The organism is Pseudorhodoferax sp. Leaf274 (genome assembly GCF_001422445.1).
Classification (GTDB): Bacteria; Pseudomonadota; Gammaproteobacteria; order Burkholderiales; family Burkholderiaceae_C; genus Pseudorhodoferax.
On record NZ_LMNA01000004.1, the window covers coordinates 163,766 to 184,305 of the forward strand.

A 20,540-nucleotide genomic window follows, 5' to 3' on the forward strand; every position below is an offset into this window, starting at 1 on the left:
CGCGCGGTCGCCGACGGCGCATCCAACGGGTTCACGCATGGACACCTCCGATGGCAGCCTCTGGCTCTACCGCAAGCTCGCCGCCTTCCGGCGCCTGAACTACCGCGCCAAGATCCTGCTGCTGGCCTTCATCGGCATCCACGTGCCGCTGATCGTGCTGGCGCTGTGGTACGTGTTCCGCAGCTCGGGCGACTGGCGCCTGCTGGCCGAGACGCTGGTCGTCACGCTCGTGGCCACGCTGCTGGGCACCGCGGCGACGCTGCTGGCGCTGGGCCACCTGCTGCGCCCGCTGGCGCTGACCTCGGGCGCGCTGCGCGCCTTCCGCGAAGGGCGCCGGCACGCGGCGCTGCCGGACGGCTTCACCGACGAGGTCGGCACCCTGATGGCCGACACCCAGCAGACCCTGCAGGAACTGGGCGCGGCCCTGCACCGCCTGTCGTACATCGACGAGGCGTCCGACCTGCCCAACCGCAGGCACTTCGAGCAACAGGTGGCGCAGCGCATCGCCGGCGGGCAGCCGGTGGTGGTGGCGGCACTGCAGTTCGACAACCTGCCGCGCATCGCCCACACCCTGGACGTGCGGCATGCCGAAGAGGCCATGCGGCAGATCGGCGCGCGGCTGCGCGAGCACGCCGAGTTTGGCGACCAGCTCTCGCGCATCGGCGCGCGCGCCTTCGGCTGCCTGGTCGGCGCCGGCGAAGGCGTGGCCGTGCGCGTGCGCGCGGGCCTGGCCAGCTGCGCGCAGGAATGCCCGGTCGGCGCCATCGTGGTGCACCCGGTGCTGCACGCCGGCCTGGCCGCGCATCCCGTGGACGCCACCGGGGCGGCGGCCCTCGTCGATGCGGCCATCTCCGCCGCCAGCCAAGCCAGTGCGCTGGCGCCCGTGGCGCTGCATTCGCCGCACGCCCGCGAGAACGCGCAGCAGCGCCTGCGGCTGGAGCACGAACTGCGCCGCGCGCTCCAGCACGACGAGTTCGAGCTGCACTTCCAACCCGTGGTGGACGTGCAGGCCGGGCGCACCGTCGGCGCCGAGGCCCTGCTGCGCTGGAACCATCCGGAGCGCGGCATGGTGCTGCCGCACGCCTTCATCGGCGCCGCCGAAGCCGCGGGCCTCATGGAGCCCTTGGGCCTGTGGGTGCTGCGCCAGGCCTGCGCGCAGCTGCAGGCGTGGAACACCGGCGGCCTGCCGGGCTTTCGACTGGCCATCAACGTGTCGGCCCGCCAGTTCCAGAATCCGGCGCTGAACCAGCTCGTGATCGACACCCTCGCCGGCTACCGCATCGCGCCGGACCAGCTGGAGATCGAGCTGACCGAGACGGCCGCCACCGCCGACCATGCGCACACCCGGCGCGTCTTCACGAAGCTGCGCGAGGCCGGCATCCGCATCGCCATCGACGACTTCGGCACCGGCTACGCCAGCATGAGCGCACTGCGCACGCTGCCCTTCGACAAGCTCAAGATCGACCGCGAATTCGTCAGCGGCGTGCAGGGCCTGCGCCAGAACCAGGCCATCTGCAGCGCCCTGATCGAGCTGGCCAAGGGCCTGGACCTGCAGGTGGTGGCCGAAGGCGCGGAGACCGAACTGGAAGTGCGCGAGCTCGCCGGCCGCGGCTGCCAGCTGTTCCAGGGCTACTACTTCGCGCGGCCGGTGCCGGCCGGCGCGCTGTTGCACGCCATGGCCATGCCGACCGGCCCGGCACCGGGGAAGTCGCCCCTGCCGCGGCCGCTGCACTGAGCGGCCGCGGGCCACCGGGCGCGTCGCATCACGGTCGCAGCCACGGTCGCAGCGTTACGCGCGCCGCAGGTAGTCGACCACGGCGTCGCTCCAGGCCTCGGGCTGCTGGTCGACGATGTCGTGCGTGCCGCCTTGCAGCGCGTGGAACGCGAAGTCCGGCCGCGCGGCCGCGGCCCGCAGCGCCATCGGGTAGATGTCGTCGCCCGTGTTGGTCAGCACCATGGTCGGGTGCTGGATGCGGGGCAGCGCCGCGGCCTGGTCGTAGACGAACGCGCTGTCGTGGCCCCAGGTGTAGGGCCCCAGGCCCTGGTACTTCTCCACCACGATGCGGGTGATGGTCTGCGGATCGGGGTCCGGCCCGTACATGCGCACGCGCATCTGGAAACTGGTCAGCAGGTGCGAGCCGTCCAGCTTGGGCTTGCCGCGCTCGTGGCTGCGGCCGATGTTGGCCAGGAACTTCTGCCGCTCCTCCTCGTTGACCGGGAACGGCCCGTTGAGGATGAGCCGCCGCACGCGCTTGGGAAACTGCAGCGCGATCTCGGTCGCGCTGAGCGAGCCGGTGTGGTGGCCCAGCACGTCGACGCGCTCGATGCCCAGGTGGTCCAGCACCGCCACGAACGAGCTGGCCCACTCTTCGACGCGCGGCATCTTCGGCGTGGGATCGGAGAAGCCGAAACCCGGCGTGTCCACCGCGATGAAGCGCACGTTGCGCTGCACCAGCGGCTGGAAGGCGCGCTCGAACTGGCGAGCCGACGCGGGCGACTGGTGCAGCAGCAGCAGCGGCAGCTCGCCCGCCGGCGGCTTGACCAGGCCGACGGAGTCGTGGAAATGCACTAGGCCATGCGGCCCGCGGGCATAGCCGCGGCCCATGATGCCGGCGAACGGCACGGGGCGCGGGGCGGCGGCCGGGCCAGAGCCTGCGAGATCTGCCGCACTGGCCGCGCCGGCCGCGACGGAAGCGACACAGGCGCTGGCGCCCAGAAAGCTCCTGCGGTTGTTCATGCCTTGGTCCTCGGGTCCGTTGGACATCGCTCGGCGGATCAGAACGTGTAGCGCATGCGGGCGCCGAAGCTGCGCTCGTCCTGCACGTTGACCAGCACGCCCTGCTGCGAGAAATTCGTCACCGGCGTCATGCTCAGGTCGACGATGCGCGATGCCGACGTCCAGCCGCGGTGGTTGAACACATTCTTGACGAACAGCTCGATGGAGAAGTTGTCCTTCTCGAAACCCTGGCGCAGGTCGAAGCTGTTGTACGAGCCGACCTGGAAGAAGTTGTAGTCGGTGTCCCAGCGCTTGCCCACGAAGGTCACGTCGCCGCGCGTGAAGGCCTTCCATTCGTCGCTGAGCGTGTAGCGGTAGGTGATGTTGGCGGCTGCGGTCACGCTGGGCGTGCGCGCCAGGCTGTTGCCGTCGAAGTTCACGGCCGGGCGCGTCAGCACGGCATTGGTGGCGTCCACGCGGCTCCACTTGGCGCGCTTCACGTCGAGGTAGGCACCCATGGCCCACTGGCGCGAGAGCTGCGCATCCACCGCCAGTTCCAGGCCGGTCACGCGCGCCTCGTTGCCGATGGTCACGCCCGAGCCGGAGGCGGTGAAGGGGCAGGCCGCCGTGCCGACGGTCACGCCGCAGCTGGTCGGGTTGAAGACCGAGGTGCTGGACATGCGGTCCTTCCACGTCTGCGTGTAGATGGCCGCGGAATACTGCCAGCTGGGGTTCACGCGCTGCTTGATGCCCAGCTCCAGCGAGTCGAGCTTGGGCTGCTCCGTGAACTCCGAGATGTTCGGGTACAACGAGCGCAGGTAGGCCTTGCCGGCCGCGCTGGCGTTGATGTAGCCGCTGTTGGCCGACAGCGGCTGAACGCCGCGCGCCGCGCTGATGTAGGTCGACATGCTCTCGATGGGCTTGAAGCGCAACGTCAGGCGCGGCAGCAGGTTCTTGGCGGTGTTGTCCGTCTTCAGGCCTGCAGGAGAGGTGAACTCCACCGTGTCCTTCTGGTAGCGTGCCTCGCCCGTCAGCGTCCAGCGCTCGTTGAAGTCGTATTCGGCCGAACCGTACACCGCCGGCACCGACGAGCTCACGTTCTGGTAGTTGCCCGTGCCGATGGCCGGCGTGGTCTGGCCCAGCGCCATGCTCATGTCGATCTGCTGGAGCTGGAAGGTGGAGCGGAAGTAGCTGGCGCCCAGCGTGCCGCGCAGCGGCGAGCGCGGGTTGGTCGACAGGCGTGCGTCCACCGTCAGGTCCTTGCTCAGCATCGACTGCTGCGCGAGGAAGTTGGAGGCCTTGCTGCGGTCCACGTCGTAGATGCTGCTGGAGTAGGACTCGTTGAAGCCGGCGTTCAGCGCCAGGTCCATCTGGTGGGGCAGCTCGACGCCGCCCTGCGCCGACACGCGCTTGATCTCGCGCAGCAGGCCGGTGTGGTCCAGCTTCGGCGCCTTGGCCAGGAACGGTTCGTTCAGCGCGTTGTCGACCATCGCGGCCACCGCGTTGGCGGGGATGGCGGTGTTGGCATCGAACACACGCGAGCCCACGGTGCCGTAAGAAGGCAGTCCGCCGCAGAAGTACGCCACGCTCGGCGTGAAGTTCACCGGGTTTCCGGCGGCGTCGTTGCCGGTGTAGGTGCGGCCCTGGCAGCTGGTGTTGCCTGCGGCAGGGATCAGGCCGGTGGCGGGGGTGGAATCCTCGTCGCGCTGGTAGTGCGCGCGCAGGCGCACCCACGACTTGTCGGTCGGCGTCAGGTACAGCGTGCCGCTGACGAAGCGGGTCTCTTCCTCGCCCAGCGCACCGCCGTCGGTGGCGCGGAACTGCGCGGCCTTGTTGCGGCTACCGAAGGACAGGCGGCCGTTCAGCACGTCGGTCTTGATCGGCCCTTCGATGGTGGCATCCAGGTCCTTGGAGCCCCGGTTGTCGACGGTGGTGTTGACCGCTCCGCCCAGTTCGGACGAGGGATTGCGGGTGATGAAGTTCACCGCGCCGCCGAAGGTGCTGCGGCCGAAGAAGGCGTTCTGCGGGCCCTTGAGCACCTCCACGCGCGCCACGTCGGTCATGCCGATGCTGGCCACGCCGCCGGAGATGAAGATGCCATCGATGAAGACACCGCCCGAGTTCTCCCAAGGGAAGTTCAGCTCGCCCTGCAGGCCGCGGAAGGTGGTCACGCCGGTGGAGCGGCCCTGCGCGCCGGAGCCCTGCGACGAGCTGAAGTTGAAGCCGGTCTGCGCGGCCAGGTCCTTCACCTCGGTGATGCCGCCGGCGCGCAGCTCCTTGTCCGACAGCGACTGCATGGAGATCGGCACCTCCAGCATCTTCTCGTTGCGCTTGCGCGCCGTCACGCTGACGGTAGGCAGCGCGTTGGACGTGGCCGTCTCGGGTGGCGTTTCGGCAGCGGCCGGGGAGGTGCTGGCTTCCACGGGGACAGGCGCTTGCACCTGTGCGATGGCCGAGCTCGCGAACATCGCGCAGGCCATGGCGACGGCGGTGGGCACCAGACGGTGCGGGCGACGCACAGCGTCTGGAAGTTGAGAGGTCTTCATGCTGAAAACTCCGGGCAGTGGTGGGTGTGGGGCCGAGGTGATCGCCGGCATCCGGGGGTGCCGTGGCGGGGTCTGGTGCGAATATCTGCGAGACATGCGCCGGCACGCGGGTCGCAGTTGGGCCGAAGTCGGCAGGTGAACACGCGGGCGGTGCGGGCGGCGTTTGTCACAGCCGCGCGCGCGGCTACTGGATGGCGGCGGCCTGCTCCAGGCTCGTGAACATGGCCTGCTTGAGCAGGTAGGCGCGGCGCGCGGCGCGGTCCTTCATGAGCCTGCCCAGCGCGTCGGCACGCTCGGCGCGGGCGCTGGCCCAGCCATCGCGCATCAGGCGTGTGCTCTCGATGGTCTGGGCCTGCACGAAGTCGCGTGTGATGGTCTGGCGCTGGCGCTCGTACAACGCGGTCTGCTGCGCGGCGTCCGCGCCGTGGCGCAGCACCTGCACCAGCTTGTCGCAGGCGTTGATGGCGTCGTGCACGCCGCTGTTCATCCCGAAGCCGCCCATCGGGCTGTTCAGGTGCACGGCATCGCCGGCCAGCAGGATGCGGCCCACCGCGAAGCGCTCGCACACGCGCTGGTGCACGCGGTAGATCGTGCGGTGCCGGGTGGCCACGTCGCAGTCGCGGCCCAGCATGCGGCCGAAGACGCCGTTCTTGTAGTCCTCCGAGACCAGCTGCGCGTCGCTGAACCCGGCCGGCGCAGGCACCAGGACGCGCCACATCCCGGGCACCCGCAGCACCACCATCCACTCCTTCGGATCGGAGATGTAATTGACGTGGCTCAGGTTGTCGAAGGCCTCCTCGATCGGGTGCTCGGTCGAGAAGCAGACGAAGCGGTCGTCGTAGGTGAAGCCGGGGAACTGCAGCCCCAGCACCTTGCGCACCACGCTGCTGGCGCCGTCGGTGGCCAGCAGATGGCGCGCGCGCCAGCGCTCGACCGCGTTGGCGCTCTCGACATAGGCCGTCACGCCCTCCTCGTCCTGCTCGACGAACAGAACGCGCTGGCCCTGCAGCACCGTGGCACTGGGCTCGCCCTGCACCTGCTCGACGATGCTGGCCGTCACCCGGTGCTGCTCGCACTGGATGCGGTAGGGAAAGCGGGTGCGGTCGGCGATCTCGGTCAGGTCGAACTCGAACACGTCGCCGCTCTGGCGGTCGCGGTACTGGTAGACCGGCGCCTTCAGCCCCTGGCCGAACAGCGTGCCGGCGGCACCCAGGTCGTCCAGGATTTCCAGCGTCGGCGCGTGGTAGGTGGATGCACGCAGGTCGGTCGCGGAGCTGGCCAGGGGTTCGATGGCCGTGACCGCAATGCCGCGGCGGGCCAATGACAGCGCGGCCGTGGCGCCAACCGGCCCCAGGCCGGCGACCAACACCTCGGTGTGGTGGGTGATCATGATGAATGGATGCCTGAGGCAGAACGAGGGAGCGCGCATCCTCACCGTGGGCCGGCGCCGCCATCGCATCAGCCCGCGCCGGCGTCCATCTGGTGGATACGCCGGCCCGCCCACTGCCGCAGGGCGAACACGGCCGCATTCCGCCGTGCACCGCGCACACCCCCCACCTAGCATCTCCCGCAGACCGTGGCGCCCGCCACATCAACGAAAGGGACCGGACATGCAGATCAATTGGGGGCGGATGCTCTGGACAGCGCCGGCGGCGTGGCTGCTCGCAGGCGCGGCCTGGTCGCAGGGCGCACCAGCGGCCGCGAGCGTGGACATGGGCAAGCGCCTGTTCATGCGCTGCGCGGCCTGCCACGAGGCCAAGGCCGGCGGCCCCGCCAAGATGGGGCCGCACCTGCAGGACCTGATCGGCCGCCCGGCAGGCGGGCTGCCCAACTACGGCTACTCCGCCGCCATGAAGTCCAAGAAGTTCGTCTGGGACGAGGCGCAGCTGCACGCCTGGCTCGCCCGGCCGACGGCCGTGGTGCCCGGCACGACGATGGCGTTCATGGGCATGCCCGACGCGGCCGAACGCCAGGCGCTCATCGACTACATGCGCACGCTCAAGTAGGGCCGCGCAGGCCCTCTGTCCGCAGGCCGATCAGCCGGCCGATCGCCGTGGCCGGCGCCGCGCCGCCGACCTATGGTGGGCAAAGGGCGCAGGCCTGCCGACCGGCAAGGCACTTTCCCCTGGAGCCACGCATGGAAACATCCGACAAGACAGCCCGCCAGATCTGGGCCGACATCAAGGCCAACCCGCAGCGCGCCCGCTTCGGCTACGGCCGCAAGGCGGTGCTGGTGAACATCGACTTTCAGTGCGCCTACACGCGCGTCGACGAGTTCAAGACAGCGTATGAGACCGACCCGCGCCAGATCGAGCATGTGAACGCACTGGCCAGGCGCTTCCGAGCGCTCGGGTGGCCGGTGGTCTGGACGCATGTGGCCTACGCCGAGTCAGGCGAGGATGCCGGCGTCTGGGGCACGCGCACCGACACGCCCGACTCGCTGCAGAACATCAAGCACGGCTCGCGCCGGGCAGCCTTCGACGCGCGTTGCGAGATCCAGACCGGCGCCCACGGGCGCGACCTGGTCTACAGCAAGCGCATGCCCTCGCCGTTCTTCGAGACGCCGCTCCAGTCGCTGCTGGTCTGGCACCAGGTCGACACGGTGGTCATCACCGGCGGATCGACCTCGGGCTGCGTGCGCGCCGCGGCGGTGGATTCGCTCTCGCGCGGATACCGCACCATCGTGCCCGAGCAGTGCGTGGCCGACAAGCACGAGTCCTACCACTTCGCCAACCTGACCGACCTGATGCTCAAGTACGCCGACGTCGTCGACGTCGCCGAGACGCTGGGCTGGCTCGACGAACGGGCGCAGGAGTCCGCATGAAAGCCGACACCGGCCACTACGACCACTGGCCCTACCACGGCCGGCCGAAGATCGGCTGGCCCGGTGGCGCGCGCGTGGCCTTCTGGGTGGCGCCCAACATCGAGTTCTACGAACTGGCGCCGCCCGCCAACCCGGCGCGCGCGGCCTGGCCGCATCCCTCGCCCGCGGTGCCCGGCTACTCGATCCGCGACTACGGCAACCGCGTGGGCCACATGCGCCAGATGCAGCTGCTCGACAAGTACGGCGTGCGCGGCTCGATCTCGCTTTCCACCGCGCTGTGCACGCACCACCCGGAGATCGTCCGCATGTGCCGCGAGCGCGACTGGGAGTTCTTCAGCCACGGCATCTACAACACGCGCTACACCTACGGCATGTCCGAGGCGCAGGAGCGCGCGATGATCCGCGAATCCATCGAGACCATCGCCGAGCACACCGGCCGCACGCCCGCGGGCTACCTCGCGCCGGCCCTGTCGCACAGCGAGCACACGCTGGACCTGTTCGCCGAGCTCGGCGGCACCTACACCTGCGACCTGTTCCACGACGACCAGCCCACGCCGCTGCGCGTGCGCGGGGGCCAGCGCTTCGTCTCGGTGCCCTACTCGCTGGAATTGAACGACACCATCGCCTACGTGGTGAACAAGGTCGAGCCGCGCCGCTACGGGCAGATGATCAAGGACAGCTTCGACCGCCTGTACGCCGAGGGCGCCGAGTCCGGCACGGTGATGTGCATCCCCACGCACAACTACCAGGTGAGCTGCCCGCACCGGCTCAAGGCCTTCGAGGATGCGCTGGCTTACATCACCGGCCACCCCGACGTGTGGGTGACCACCGGCCGCGAGATCGCCGAGCACTTCCTCGCGCACCACCACGACGCCGCGCTGGCCGACATCGCGCGCCAGAACGGAGGCGCCTGACCATGGCCCTGGACCCCATCCATCTCGACTACCCCATGCGCCGCTACGGCATGGACCACGACCGCTACGCCTGGTCCATGCTGACCGACCGGCCACCCGTGCGATGGCCCGGCGGCAAGCCGTTGGCGGTGTGGATCAACGTGAGCCTGCAGCACTTTCCGATGAACCCGCAGGCCAGGATCAGGCTGCCGGGCTCGATGACCATGCCGCACCCCGACCTGCGGCATTTCACGCTGCGCGACTACGGCAACCGCGTGGGCATCCACCGCTTCCTGCGCGCCTTCGACGCCCACGGCATGCGCCCCAGCTTTGCCATCAACGCCGAGCTGGCGCTGCGCTACCCGGCGCTGATGCGCGCGATCCGCGAACGTGGCGACGAGGTGCTGGGCCACTCCTGGTCGATGGACACGCCGCACGCCGGCGGCATCGCCATCGCGGACGAGCGCGCGCTCGTGCAGCGGTCGCTGGCCACGCTGCGCGAACTCAGCGGCCAGGCCGTGCGCGGCTGGCTCAGCCCCGGCAAGCTGCAGGGCCCGAACACGCCCGAGCTGCTGAAGGCCGAGGGCATCGACTACTGCGCGGACTGGGTCAACGACGAGTTGCCCTACCGCTTCCACACCGCGCAGGGCGACCTGTGGAACCTGCCGCTGGCCACCGAGATCGAGGACCGCTTCGTGGTCATGGACAACCTGCACGCCGAGGCCTCGTGGGCCGAGCAGGTGATCGACGCGTTCGAGCTGCTGCTGGCCGAGGCGCGGGCGCAGGGCGGGCGGCTGCTCACGCTGTCGCTGCACCCCTGGGTGATGGGCCAACCGCACCGCATCCAGCACCTGGAGACCGTGCTGCGCCACATCGCTGCGTGCGGCGAAGCCTGGCAGGCGCCGCCCGGGGCGATCGTCGACGCCTTCGCGGCGCAGCAGGTGGCGGCATGACCCACGGTGTGCGGCGCGACGTGCTCGTGAGCGAAGTCGGCCCGCGCGGCGGGCTGCAGAACGTCAAGGCCACCATGCCCACCGCGGCCAAGAAGGCCTGGATCACGGCCGCCGCGGCGGCCGGCGTGGCCGAGATCGAGGTCGGATCCTTCGTGCCGGCACACGTGCTGCCGCAGCTGGCCGACACGGCCGAGCTGGTGGCGCATGCCCGGGCCATTGCCGGCCTGAACGTCGCGGTGCTGGTGCCCAACCTCAAGGGCGCGCAGGCGGCGGTCGCGGCTGGCGCGCACAAGATCACCATCCCGCTGTCGGTCAGCGAGACGCACAGCCTGCGCAACCTGCGCCGCACCCACGTGCAGATGCTGGACGAGGTGCGCCAGATCGCCGCCTTGATCCGCAGCCTGCCGCCAACGCAGCGCCCGCACTTCGAGGGCAGCCTGGCGACGGCCTTCGGCTGCACGCTGGAAGGCGCGGTGCCGCAGGAGCGGGTGCTGCACCTGGCCGTGGCGTTGATGGAGGCGGGCTGCGACGAGGTCGGCCTTGCCGACACCAGCGGCTACGCCAATCCGGCCCAGGTGCGCCGGCTGATCCGCTCGGTCTGGGCCGCCGTCGGGCGCGACCAGCTGACCGGCATCCACCTGCACAACACGCGGGGCCAGGGCCTGGCCAACGTGGTGGCGGCGCTGGACGTGGGCCTCACCACGCTGGATGCTTCGCTGGCCGGCCTGGGCGGCTGCCCGCTCACGCCTGGCGCCAGCGGCAGCATCGTCACCGAGGACCTGGTCTTCATGCTGGAGGCCATGGGCCTGCGCACCGGCATCGACATCGAGGCCCTGTTCGCCGTGCGCGCGCTGCTGCAGCGGGCCCTGCCCGAGGAGCCGCTGTACGGCATGACGCCGCTGGCCGGCCTGCCCAAGGGTTTCCTGTCCGCGGCGCTGGCGGCTGCCTCGCCATGAACCGGCCTGCAAGTTCCGGCCGGTGCTGACCGGCCGGCACGTTGCGCGCCCGGGTCAGGCAATTCCTCGACACGCACCGAGCCCTCCCTCCTTTCTGCAGGAACGATCACCGATGCCCCGTCCTTTCCGCATGTCCGGCCTCACGCTGCTGCTGGCCGCGCTCGCCGGCGCCAGCGTGGCCCATGCCGCCGAAGACGCCGACACCAAGGCAGCGCGCACCGAGGCGCAGATGACGCATGCCGAACGCATGCGCCTGCTGCTGGGCGTGATGCCGGTGGCGGCGCTGCCCACGCAGGTCGAGATCCCGCCGGACACGCCGGCCATGGCGGGCTATGTGGCCGGCGTTCCCCGGCTCGGCGTGCCGGCGCAGTGGGCCACCGATGCGGGCCTGGGCGTGACCAACCCGAACCAGGGCCGCCCCGGCGACGTGGCCACGGCCATGCCCTCGGGCCTGGCGCTGGCCTCCGCGTTCGACCCCGACCTGGCGCAGCGGCTGGGCGCCACCGTGGCGCAGGAGGCACGGGCCAAGGGCTTCAACATCCTGCTGGGCGGCGGCGTGAACCTGACGCTGGACCCGCGCAACGGCCGCAATTTCGAGTACCTGGGCGAGGACCCCTGGCTGGCCGGCGTGCTGGCCGGCCACGCCATCCGCGGCACGCAAGGCGAGGGCGTGGCCTCGACCATCAAGCACTTCGCGCTCAACGCGCAGGAGACGCTGCGCCTGTACGCCGATGCGGTGATGGACGAGGCCGCGCTGCGCGAGGGCGAGCTGCTTGCCTTCCAGCTCGGCATCGAGATCGGCCAGCCCGCTTCGGTGATGTGCGCCTACAACCTGGTCAACGGCCACAAGGCCTGCGGCAACGACCACCTGCTCAACACCGTGCTCAAGCGCGACTGGGGCTACAAGGGATGGGTCATGTCCGACTGGGGCGCCGTGACCGACGCCGGCTTCATCAACGCCGGCCTGGACCAGCAGGCCGGCAGCCAGCTCGACCGGCAGGCCTGGTTCGGCGCGCCGCTGCAGCAGCTCATCGACGCGGGCAAGGTGGCGCCGGACCGCGTGTCCGACGCGGTGCGGCGCATCCTGCGCAGCCTGTATGCGGTGGGCATCGACACGGCGTACGCGCCGCAACCCATCGACTACGCCGCCAACGCCAGGGTGGCGCTGGAGGCGGCGCGGGCCGGCATCGTGCTGCTCAAGAACGACGGCGCGCTGCCGCTCGCCGCCTCGGCGCTGGAGGGCAAGCGCGTGCTGGTGGTGGGCGGCAGCGCCGACTTCGGCGTGCTGGCGGGCGGCGGCTCCAGCCAGGTGACGCCGAGCAACGGCGCGCCGCGCGTGGTCGGCGGCCGTGCCGACGACATCATGGGCATGTTCACGCGCCAGGTGTTCCTGCCCTCCTCGCCGCTGGCCGCGCTGCGCGCCGCCCTGCCCAAGGCCCAGATCAGCTTCCAGAGCGGCTACTCGCCCGAGGTGGGGGCAGCCCACGCGGCCAAGGCCGACCTGGTGCTGGTGTTCGCCAACAAATGGGAGGGCGAGGGCCAGGATTCCGGCTCGCTGGCGCTGCCGCAGGGGCAGGACGCGCTGATCGCCCAGCTGGCCGCGGCCAACCCGAACACCGTGGTCGTGCTGCAGACCGGCAACCCCATCACCATGCCCTGGCTCGCGGACGTGCGCGCCGTGGTGCAGGCCTGGTACCCGGGCCAGGAAGGCGGCCAGGCCGTGGCCGACGTGCTGGTCGGCCAGGTGAACCCATCGGGCCGGCTGCCGATGAGCTTTCCGCACGACCTGGCGCAGACCCCGCGCGGCGCGCTGCCGGGCCTGGGCCTGCCGCCACGCACGCCGGTCCAGGTGCCGTATCCGGAGGGCTCGGACGCCGGCTACCGCTGGTTCGCCAGGACCGGGCAGGCGCCGCTGTTCGCGTTTGGCCACGGCCTGGGCTACACCGCCTTCAGCCACAGCCAGCCGTGGGCCCGCCAGGGCGACGCCGTGGAACTGGGCGTGTCCGTGCGCAACGATGGCGCGCGGGCCGGCGCCGATGTGCCGCAGGCCTACCTGGTGGCGCGCAACGGCCAGCAACTGCAGCGGCTGGTGGGCTTTCGCAAGCTCACGCTCGAACCGGGCCAGCAGCAGCAAGTGAGCCTGCGCGTCGATCCGCGCCTGCTGGCGGACTACAGCGCAGGGGGCTGGACCGTGCCGGCCGGCCGCTACACCTTCGCCTTCGGCAAGAGCGCCTCGGCGCTCGGCCCGACGGTCGAGCTGACGCTGCCCGCCATGCGGCTCAAGCCCTGAACAACGCCGCTTCATTCAACAGGCGGACACACGCCGACCGGCGGGTGGCGAATGCCGGGCCGGTCGGCATCATGGCCTATCCCCAACCCTTGTTCCAGGACGAACGCAATGCGACCGCATGTAGAGTTGATCGACGAGAAAGACCTGATCTGGCACATCGCCGAGCTGCCGCACGGCAGCGGCGAGGCGCGCCAGCGCAACCTCAACTACTGCGAGGAAAAAGGCGAGGCCTCGCTGCTCGTGGAGTTCACGAGCGACTGGAGCCGCCCCGCCGGCCTGCACGCGGCGCAGACCGAGTGGTATGTGCTGGCGGGCGAGATCGGCGTGGGCGACGAGGTGCTGCGCAAGGACGACTACCTGATGGCCCCGCAGGGCGTGCTGATGCCCGCCGTGCGCGCCAAGGCCGGCACGCGCATCCTGCTGTTCCGCGAGTACGCCGACTGGGCCTTCACGCCCGGCGATGCGCACGGCGCGCACCGCCATGCCGCGCACGAACTCGTCATCAAGCGGGCCAGCCAGATGGACTGGTACGACGTGACCCACCCCACGCACGGCAGCCCCATGGACTTCTCGCGTGGCGGCACGCCCGTGCCCGGGCTGTTCATCAAGCTGCTGCACCACGACAAGGTGACGGGCTTCTACACGCGGCTGATCCACGCCAAGGCCAACTGGAAGGAGCACCCGCTCGCCCACCACCCCTGCTACGAGGAAGCCTTCACGCTGGAGGGCAGCTTCGAATACAACTTCGGCACCATGTACCCGGGCACCTACTTCTTCCGCCCGGCCGGCGTGCGCCATGGCGATTTCGTGGCGGGCGAGGAAGGCACGACCTGGCTGCTGCGCTGCGACGGCCGGCTGGTCGACTGGTACACCGACAACGCCAGCGTGCAGATGCACGGCACGCCCGTGAACTGGGGCCCGGACTTCCCGGGCAGCGAGCCGCCCGTGCTGCTGCAGGCCACGCGGTCGCGCTCCGTCGGTCCCATGAAAGATCCGGCCTACGTATGAGCACGGTACCCAGACCCCAAGGCCGCGACACCTGCGGCTGGCGCAAGGTGTTCGCCGTGTTCGGCCCTTCGACCAATACCGTGGTCGAGCCCGAGTTCGCGGCCATGCGCCCGGCCGGCGTGACCAACCAGTACCGCGACATCTACATCGAGAACGCCAAGGCGCTGTCCGACGAGTCCTTCATGGCCGGCATCGACATCCTGCAGGGCGCGGTCGATGCGGCCGTGCGCACCGCGATGACGGCCGAGCCCGACTACATGGTCATGGGCGTCTCGGCCGTGTCCTTCGTGGGCGGCGCCGAGGCCTGCCACCGCCAGCTCAAGCACCTGCGCGAGATCAGCGGCAAGGAGTTCAGCGTCGGCCCGATCAGCTGCGTGGAAGCGATCAAGGCCTATGGCGGCATCCGCCGCGTGGCCGTGATCTCGCCCTACTACCCGGTGGCCAACGCGCACGTGAAGCACTTCTTCAGCGACTACGGCATCGAGCAGGTGCGCGACATCCCGCTGCGCTGCAGGAGCTGGACCGACATCTCGCGCGTGGGCGAGACGCAGCTGGCCCAGGCGCTGAAGGAGCTCGACGGCGACGACATCGACGCCATCGTGCAGGTCGGCACCAACCTGTCGATGGCGCGGCTGGCGCCGTACGCCGAGGCCTTCCTGGGCAAGCCGGTGATCGCGATCAACACCGCGACCTACTGGCATGCGCTGCGCACCAACGGCATCCGGGATGCGGTGGATGGCTTCGGGCCGCTGCTGCAGCACCTGGACTTGCAGCGCGACTGAACCAGGCGCGCAGCAGCGCCGAGGCCGTGGCCGCCGGCACCCTGGGGTGCCGGCACCGGCCGCAATCAACCGGCGCTGCCCAGGCCCAGCACCCCGGGGTTCACCACCCCCTGCGGATCCACCGCCGCCTTCACCGCCTCCAGCACCGCCCACGACGCGGCATCGCGGCTCTGCCGGTACGGATAGCTGCGCCCGATCTGGAAGTGCCCGCAGCCGAAGCGCTCGAACACCGCCACCACGCGCCGGCGCGCCTCCACCACCACGGCCGTGGCGGCCGGGTCGTCGGGCAGGGCCGGCAGGCGCGCCAGGTGCTCGGGCTGCATCGCGGCCGCATGCACGGCCAGCCGTTCGCCGGGCCAGTAGAACACCGGCTCGACCAGCAGCGCATTCGTCGACACCGAGGTGAACAGGTAGCCGGTCTTCACGCCCGCCCGCGCGAAGGCGTCCGCCATGTCGGCGAACACCTGCTGCAGGGCCTCGAACACATCGCCGGCGGCCGACAGCGCGGCCACGCCGTGCACGGGCGCCCAGCGCTCGCCGCCCGGGCCCATCACGCTGTTGAGCGGCGGGAAGGGCTGCGCGCGGATCACCTTGGCGATGGTGTTGGCGATCTCCTCGCCGCGGTGCTCGGCGGCGATGCGCCGGGCCAGGGCGATGTCGGCCTGCACGCCGGCCGCGCTGCGGCCTTCCGCGACCATGTGCAGCGAGTAGTTCTCCTCGCCCACGAAGTCGCGCCCGGCCAGCGCGATCCTGCCGGCGGCCAGCAGCCCCTTGACCAGCGACTTCTGCTGGCCCACCACCGCGCCCAGCGTCTTCACGTCGCCCGACAGCGACGAACGCTGCATGCGCACGCGCGTGAGGCCGGGGTCGAACGCGCACATCTCGCAGGCGATGCCGGCGCGCGCCATCGCCGCCATGGCGGCCAGCAGGTCGCGCCCGGCCTGGAACGCGAAGGAGGCGTGGTCCTCGTGGGCCGGCAGCGGCATCAGCCGCAGCGTGATGGCAGCCTTGATGCCCAGCGCGCCGCCGTCGCCGCAGAACAGCCCGGTCAGGTCGGGGCCGTAGTGGCGGAAAAACGGCGCGTCGCCGCCCTGCCCGCGCGCGCCGGTGCGCAGCACCTGCCCGTCGCCCAGCACCACGGTGAGCGCGACCACGCTGTCGGCCGAGATGCCATGCTGCCCCGCGCCGAGCATGGCCGCATGCTGCGAGACGGCGCCGCCCACGGTGGAGCGCAGGCCGGACATCGGCCCCCAGAACGGCGTGCGCAGGCCCAGCGGCGCGAGCACGGCGCGCAAGGCGGCCCAGGTGCAGCCGGGTTCCACCGTCACGCACATGTCCTCGCTGCGCACCTCCAGGATGCGGTCCATGCGCGACAGGTCCAGCGACACGGCGCGCGCCGAATCCACCAGGTAGGCACCGGTGTAGCCCATGCCGGCGCCGCGTGGCGCCAGCACGTGGCCGGCCTGCCGCACGGCGCGCACCGTGGCGGCGATGTCGGCCACCGATCCGGGCGCCACGACCAGCGCCACGCGCGCAGGCCCCGCACCCCAGATGTCCTGGCTGTGCAGCGTGCGCGTGGCGTCGTCGTCGCGCACATGCGCCTCGCCCACGATGGCCGACAGCGTGGCCTTCAACTGGCGCAGCGCGCCCCCCACTTCTTCTGCGATCACCGACATCACGACTCCAGACAACAACGGGTTCGCAGCCTAGGCGACGCAGCCCGTGCAATGCGCTGCGCGCAGCGCCGCTGTTCGCAAGCCGGATAGCCGCCGCACCCGCCTTCGCGATCCGCGCGGCGCCGCACGAACATGCGCCATCGGCCCGGCATTCGGGCGCCGAGCTGCATGGGAAGCAACATGAACAAGACTGTGGGATATGGCGAATTCCGGCGCGGATGGCCGATCGTGCTGGCCGCCTTTCTGGGCGTCGGGCTGGGCTTGTCGCCGCTGCCGTTCTACACCATCGGCGTGCTGGCGCCCGAGCTGGCGCGCGAATTCGGCTGGGGCATCGGCCAGGTGTTCTTCGGCATCACGGTGATGACACTGAGCACGCTGGTGGCCGCGCCGCTGGCTGGCTTCCTGGCCGGGCGGCTGGGCACGCGCACGGTGGCGCTGGGTTCCACGCTGCTGTTCGCGCTGTCGTTCATGGCGTTCGCGCTGGGCAACGGTTCGCTCACGCTGTACTACCTGACCTGGGTCGGCATCGCGGTGCTGGGCGCGGGCACGCTGCCCATCACCTGGACGCGCGGCGTCAACGCCTGGTTCGAGCAGCGCAAGGGCCTGGCGCTGGGACTCACGCTCACGGGCACCGGGCTGTTCGGCGTGGTCGCCAAGCCCTACACGGCCTGGCTGATCGCCAGCTTCGGCTGGCGCGGCGCCTATGTGGGCCTGGGCCTGCTGCCGCTGCTGGTCGCCCTGCCGGTGGCCTGGTGGCTGTTCCGCAACGTCGACGGCGATCCGCAGCAGTGCGGCACGTCGGGCGTGCTGCCGGCCGGCCTGACGCTCGCGCAGACGCTGCGCGACTGGCGCTTCTGGCTGCTGGCCCTGGCCTTCGTGCCGATCTCCTTCGCCCTGGGCGGCCCGATCCCCAACATGGAGAACATCCTCAAGACCAGCGGCTTCGTGCGCTCGGACATCCTGGCGCTGACCGCCATGATCGGCCTGTCGGCGCTGACCGGGCGGCTCGTGGGTGGCTGGCTGATCGACCGCTTCTGGGCACCGGGCGTGGCGATGGTGATCATGAGCATCCCCGGCATCGCCTGCTGGATCCTCGCCTCGGGGCAGCTCAGCTACGCCGGCGCGCTGCTGTCCATCGGCCTCATCGGCTTCGCGGTGGGCGTGGAATACGACCTGCTGGCCTTCCTGGTGGCGCGCTACTTCGGCATGCGGGCCTACACCCAGGTCTATTCGCTGCTGTACTGCTGCTTCGCGCTGGGCGCCGGCCTCGGGCCGGCCGTGTTCGGCTGGAGCTTCGACCGCACCGGCTCGTACGCCCAGATGCTCACGGCCTCGGGCATCGCCCTGGTCGTGAGCGCCTGCTCCATGCTGGCGCTGGGCCGCTACCGCAGCTTCGCACCGCGCTGACGCCGAGGAACACGCCATGGTGCGCTTGCATGTCAACGGGCAGGAGAAGCAGGTCGACGCCGACCCGGCCACGCCCATCCTCTGGGTCCTGCGCGACAAGCTGGGCCTGACCGGAACCAAGTTCGGCTGTGGTGCCGGCCTGTGCGGTGCCTGCACCGTGCACCTGGACGGCCAGCCGACGCGCGGCTGCGTGACCTCGCTGGCCACCGTGGCGGGCCACGAGCTCACGACCGTGGAGGCCGTCACCGGCGGCCAGGACCCGGTGGGCTCGGCCATCCATGCCGCCTGGGTGCGGCACGACGTGGCCCAGTGCGGCTACTGCCAGGCCGGCCAGATCATGACCGCCACGGCCTTCCTCAAGGGCTTGCCGCAAGGGCACCTGCCGAGCGGCGTCGAGATCGACGCGGCGATGGCCGGCAACCTGTGCCGTTGCGGCAGCTATGGGCGCATCCGCGCTGCCGTGGCCGACGCGGCCGCCACGCTGGCCTGACCCCCCGCCCGCACCGCGGCGCCATGCCGCAGGCCCTGCGTCGCTGCGCCGTGCGCGCGGCGCGGTGCGCCCGCGCGTGCCACTCCTTTTCCAGCCCTCCATGAAAGACACGCGATGAAGACCAAAGCCGCCGTGCTGCGCGCCATGGGCGCGCAGCCCCCCTACGCCGACAGCCGCCCGCTGCGCATCGAGACGGTCGAACTCGCCGGCCCGCAGCGCGGCGAGGTGCTGGTCCGCATCGCGGCCGCCGGCCTGTGCCATTCCGACCTGTCGGTCGTCAACGGCGACCGGCCGCGGCCCCTGCCGATGGCGCTGGGCCACGAGGCCGCCGGCGTGGTGCAGCAGGTGGGCGAAGGCGTGCACGATCTGGCACCGGGCGACCACGTGGTCGTGGTGTTCGTGCCGAGCTGCGGGCACTGCGCGCCCTGCGCCGAAGGCCGGCCCGCGCTGTGCGAGCCCGGCGCGGCGGCCAACGGCGCCGGCACACTGCTCGGCGGTGGCCGCCGGCTGGCGCTGGACGGCCAGCCGCTGCACCACCACCTGGGCTGCTCGGTGTTCGCCGAGTACGCCACCGTCGACCGCAACTCCCTCGTCAAGATCGACCCGCGCGTGCCGCTGGAACATGCCGCGCTGTTCGGCTGCGCGGTGCTGACCGGCGTGGGCGCCGTCGTCAACACGGCGCAGGTGCGCGCCGGCGAGAGTGTGGCCGTGGTCGGCCTGGGCGGCGTGGGCCTGGCCGCCATCCTGGGCGCGCACGCGGCCGGCGCGCGGCAGATCATCGCGGTCGACCTGTCGGACGCCAAGCTGGAGCAGGCGCGCGCGCTGGGCGCCACGCACACCGTCAACGCGGCGCAGCCGGACGCCGAGGCCCTGGTGCGCGCGATGAGCGGCGGCGGCGTGGAGCATGCCTTCGAGTTCGCCGGCGCCATCCGTGCGCTGGAACTGGCCTACCAGGTCACGCGCCGCGGCGGCAACACCGTCACGGCCGGCCTGCCCGGCCCCGCCGCCCGGTTCGCGCTGCCGGTGGTCAACCTGGTGGCCGAGGAGCGCACGCTCAAGGGCAGCTACATCGGCACCTGCGTGCCCTCGCGCGACGTGCCGCGCTACATCGCGCTGTACCTGCAGGGCCGCCTGCCGGTGGACCGGTTGCTGAGCGGCACGCTGCCGCTGGAGCAGATCAACGAAGGCTTCGACCGGTTGCACCGTGGCGAGGCGGTGCGCCAGGTCGTCGTGTTCTGAACAGGCCGCACAACGAAAAAGGCGCAGCGAGCGCTGCGCCTGGTCGGCCGGGCCGTCGCCCCCTCAGAACGGCTTGACCGCCCCCAGGAACGCGATGCTCAGGATGATCGCCCAGTAGCAGTAGGCCGTGAAGCGGCTCAGGCGCAGCGAGCGCTCGAGCGTGGCCTCCACCTTGGGGTTCGGGCCCTTGGCCAGCTCGCGGAACATCATGGTCCACTCGCGCATCACGAAGCGCAGGTACAGGCCGATCACCAGCGTGCCCGAGTACATCAGGATCTTGGCGGAGAACCAGCGCTGGCCCGGCTCGGCCATGAACGGGCCATGGCCCAGCAGCGAGCCGACGGCGCAGACCACCAGCAGCGGGATCAGCACGAACCGCACGCGCTCGTCGATCTTGGTCAGGCGGATGCCCAGGTCGCTCTCGCGGCAAAAGAAGGCCGACAGGCACAGGCCCAGCCACAGCGCGGCCAGCACCCACATGGCCACGAGCCAGCCGCCGCCGAAGGGCTGCGTGCCCCAGAAGTGCCCCATGTGCATGCCCAGCGGCAGCAGCAGGATGATGCCCGAGCGCGCCAGGATGTCGATGCGGTAGGCCGTCTCCATGTGGCGGCGCCGCTCTTCCATCGGCAGCCTGCGGTTCACGATGTTGACGGAGGTGTTGAAGATGCCCCACTCGCCGCCGAGCCAGTACACCATGCAGACGATGTGCACCCATCGCAGCACGGCCAGTTCGCTGATTTCCATTCGATTGCTCTCAGTT

Annotated in this window: 17 protein-coding genes; 12 read left to right on the forward strand and 5 right to left on the reverse strand. The window is 70.9% G+C overall.

All coding sequences use genetic code 11. The annotated features are described in order from the left end of the window. Positions 1-37 precede the first annotated feature (37 nt). Entirely contained in the window at positions 38-1,735 is a 1,698-nt protein-coding gene (locus tag ASF44_RS09010; RefSeq protein WP_056898882.1) for a bifunctional diguanylate cyclase/phosphodiesterase, read from the forward strand. A 54-nt stretch (positions 1,736-1,789) separates the two neighbouring features. Here the strand turns inward: ASF44_RS09010 and ASF44_RS30900 are convergent, their stop codons facing one another. The 3 genes from ASF44_RS30900 to ASF44_RS09025 form a co-directional block, all read right to left on the reverse strand. Next, complete coding sequence (locus ASF44_RS30900) at positions 1,790-2,737, reverse strand: alpha/beta fold hydrolase (RefSeq protein WP_162243793.1); 948 nt, start codon at positions 2,735-2,737, stop codon at positions 1,790-1,792. A 38-nt stretch (positions 2,738-2,775) separates the two neighbouring features. Next, positions 2,776-5,262, reverse strand: a complete 2,487-nt coding sequence (locus tag ASF44_RS09020) for a TonB-dependent receptor (protein ID WP_162243794.1) — start codon at positions 5,260-5,262, stop codon at positions 2,776-2,778. A 184-nt stretch (positions 5,263-5,446) separates the two neighbouring features. After that, positions 5,447-6,652, reverse strand: a complete 1,206-nt coding sequence (locus tag ASF44_RS09025; RefSeq protein WP_056898884.1) for an NAD(P)/FAD-dependent oxidoreductase — start codon at positions 6,650-6,652, stop codon at positions 5,447-5,449. A gap of 220 nt (positions 6,653-6,872) precedes the next feature. Between ASF44_RS09025 and ASF44_RS32315 the strand changes: the two genes are divergently transcribed. The 8 genes from ASF44_RS32315 to ASF44_RS09065 all read left to right on the forward strand — a co-directional run bounded on the left by ASF44_RS32315 (position 6,873) and on the right by ASF44_RS09065 (position 14,968). Continuing rightward, a complete protein-coding gene (locus ASF44_RS32315; RefSeq protein WP_162243795.1) occupies positions 6,873-7,268 on the forward strand; it encodes a cytochrome c family protein in 396 nt (131 codons plus the stop codon). Between the two features lie 131 nt (positions 7,269-7,399). Continuing rightward, complete coding sequence (locus tag ASF44_RS09035) at positions 7,400-8,086, forward strand: isochorismatase family protein (RefSeq protein ID WP_056898886.1); 687 nt, start codon at positions 7,400-7,402, stop codon at positions 8,084-8,086. Beyond that, complete coding sequence (locus ASF44_RS09040) at positions 8,083-9,000, forward strand: polysaccharide deacetylase family protein (RefSeq protein WP_056898887.1); 918 nt, start codon at positions 8,083-8,085, stop codon at positions 8,998-9,000. Before ASF44_RS09035 ends, ASF44_RS09040 begins: the two co-directional genes overlap by 4 nt. Before the next feature lie 2 nt (positions 9,001-9,002). Beyond that, the gene (locus ASF44_RS09045; RefSeq protein ID WP_056898888.1) at positions 9,003-9,932 is read left to right on the forward strand and encodes a polysaccharide deacetylase family protein; all 930 of its coding nucleotides are present in this window, start codon (positions 9,003-9,005) and stop codon (positions 9,930-9,932) included. Further along, positions 9,929-10,888: a hydroxymethylglutaryl-CoA lyase gene (locus ASF44_RS09050; RefSeq protein ID WP_056898889.1), complete on the forward strand. Its 960-nt coding sequence runs from the start codon at positions 9,929-9,931 to the stop codon at positions 10,886-10,888. Before ASF44_RS09045 ends, ASF44_RS09050 begins: the two co-directional genes overlap by 4 nt. 112 nt (positions 10,889-11,000) lie before the next feature. Next, the gene (locus ASF44_RS09055) at positions 11,001-13,178 is read left to right on the forward strand and encodes a glycoside hydrolase family 3 C-terminal domain-containing protein (protein WP_056898890.1); all 2,178 of its coding nucleotides are present in this window, start codon (positions 11,001-11,003) and stop codon (positions 13,176-13,178) included. Positions 13,179-13,286: 108 nt separating this feature from the next. Continuing rightward, positions 13,287-14,186, forward strand: a complete 900-nt coding sequence (locus ASF44_RS09060) for a DUF4437 domain-containing protein (protein ID WP_056898891.1) — start codon at positions 13,287-13,289, stop codon at positions 14,184-14,186. Beyond that, on the forward strand, positions 14,183-14,968 hold the full coding sequence (locus ASF44_RS09065) for an arylmalonate decarboxylase (protein ID WP_056898892.1): 786 nt from the start codon (positions 14,183-14,185) through the stop codon (positions 14,966-14,968). The genes ASF44_RS09060 and ASF44_RS09065 overlap by 4 nt, the downstream gene beginning before the upstream one ends. 65 nt (positions 14,969-15,033) lie before the next feature. Here the strand turns inward: ASF44_RS09065 and ASF44_RS09070 are convergent, their stop codons facing one another. Then, positions 15,034-16,644: an FAD-binding oxidoreductase gene (locus ASF44_RS09070; protein ID WP_056898893.1), complete on the reverse strand. Its 1,611-nt coding sequence runs from the start codon at positions 16,642-16,644 to the stop codon at positions 15,034-15,036. A 180-nt stretch (positions 16,645-16,824) separates the two neighbouring features. Here ASF44_RS09070 and ASF44_RS09075 point away from each other — a divergent pair, with 180 nt between their 5' ends. The 3 genes from ASF44_RS09075 (at position 16,825) to ASF44_RS09085 (ending at position 19,780) form a co-directional block, all read left to right on the forward strand. Further along, entirely contained in the window at positions 16,825-18,051 is a 1,227-nt protein-coding gene (locus ASF44_RS09075) for an MFS transporter (RefSeq protein WP_162243796.1), read from the forward strand. 16 nt (positions 18,052-18,067) lie between these two features. Next, positions 18,068-18,541 (forward strand): (2Fe-2S)-binding protein, encoded by a 474-nt coding sequence (locus ASF44_RS09080; protein ID WP_056898895.1) that lies wholly within the window; start codon positions 18,068-18,070, stop codon positions 18,539-18,541. Between the two features lie 114 nt (positions 18,542-18,655). Next, on the forward strand, positions 18,656-19,780 hold the full coding sequence (locus ASF44_RS09085; RefSeq protein WP_056898896.1) for a zinc-dependent alcohol dehydrogenase family protein: 1,125 nt from the start codon (positions 18,656-18,658) through the stop codon (positions 19,778-19,780). A 63-nt stretch (positions 19,781-19,843) separates the two neighbouring features. Here ASF44_RS09085 and ASF44_RS09090 read toward each other — a convergent pair whose 3' ends face one another. Beyond that, positions 19,844-20,524 (reverse strand): hypothetical protein, encoded by a 681-nt coding sequence (locus ASF44_RS09090; RefSeq protein WP_056898897.1) that lies wholly within the window; start codon positions 20,522-20,524, stop codon positions 19,844-19,846. Positions 20,525-20,540 lie beyond the last annotated feature (16 nt).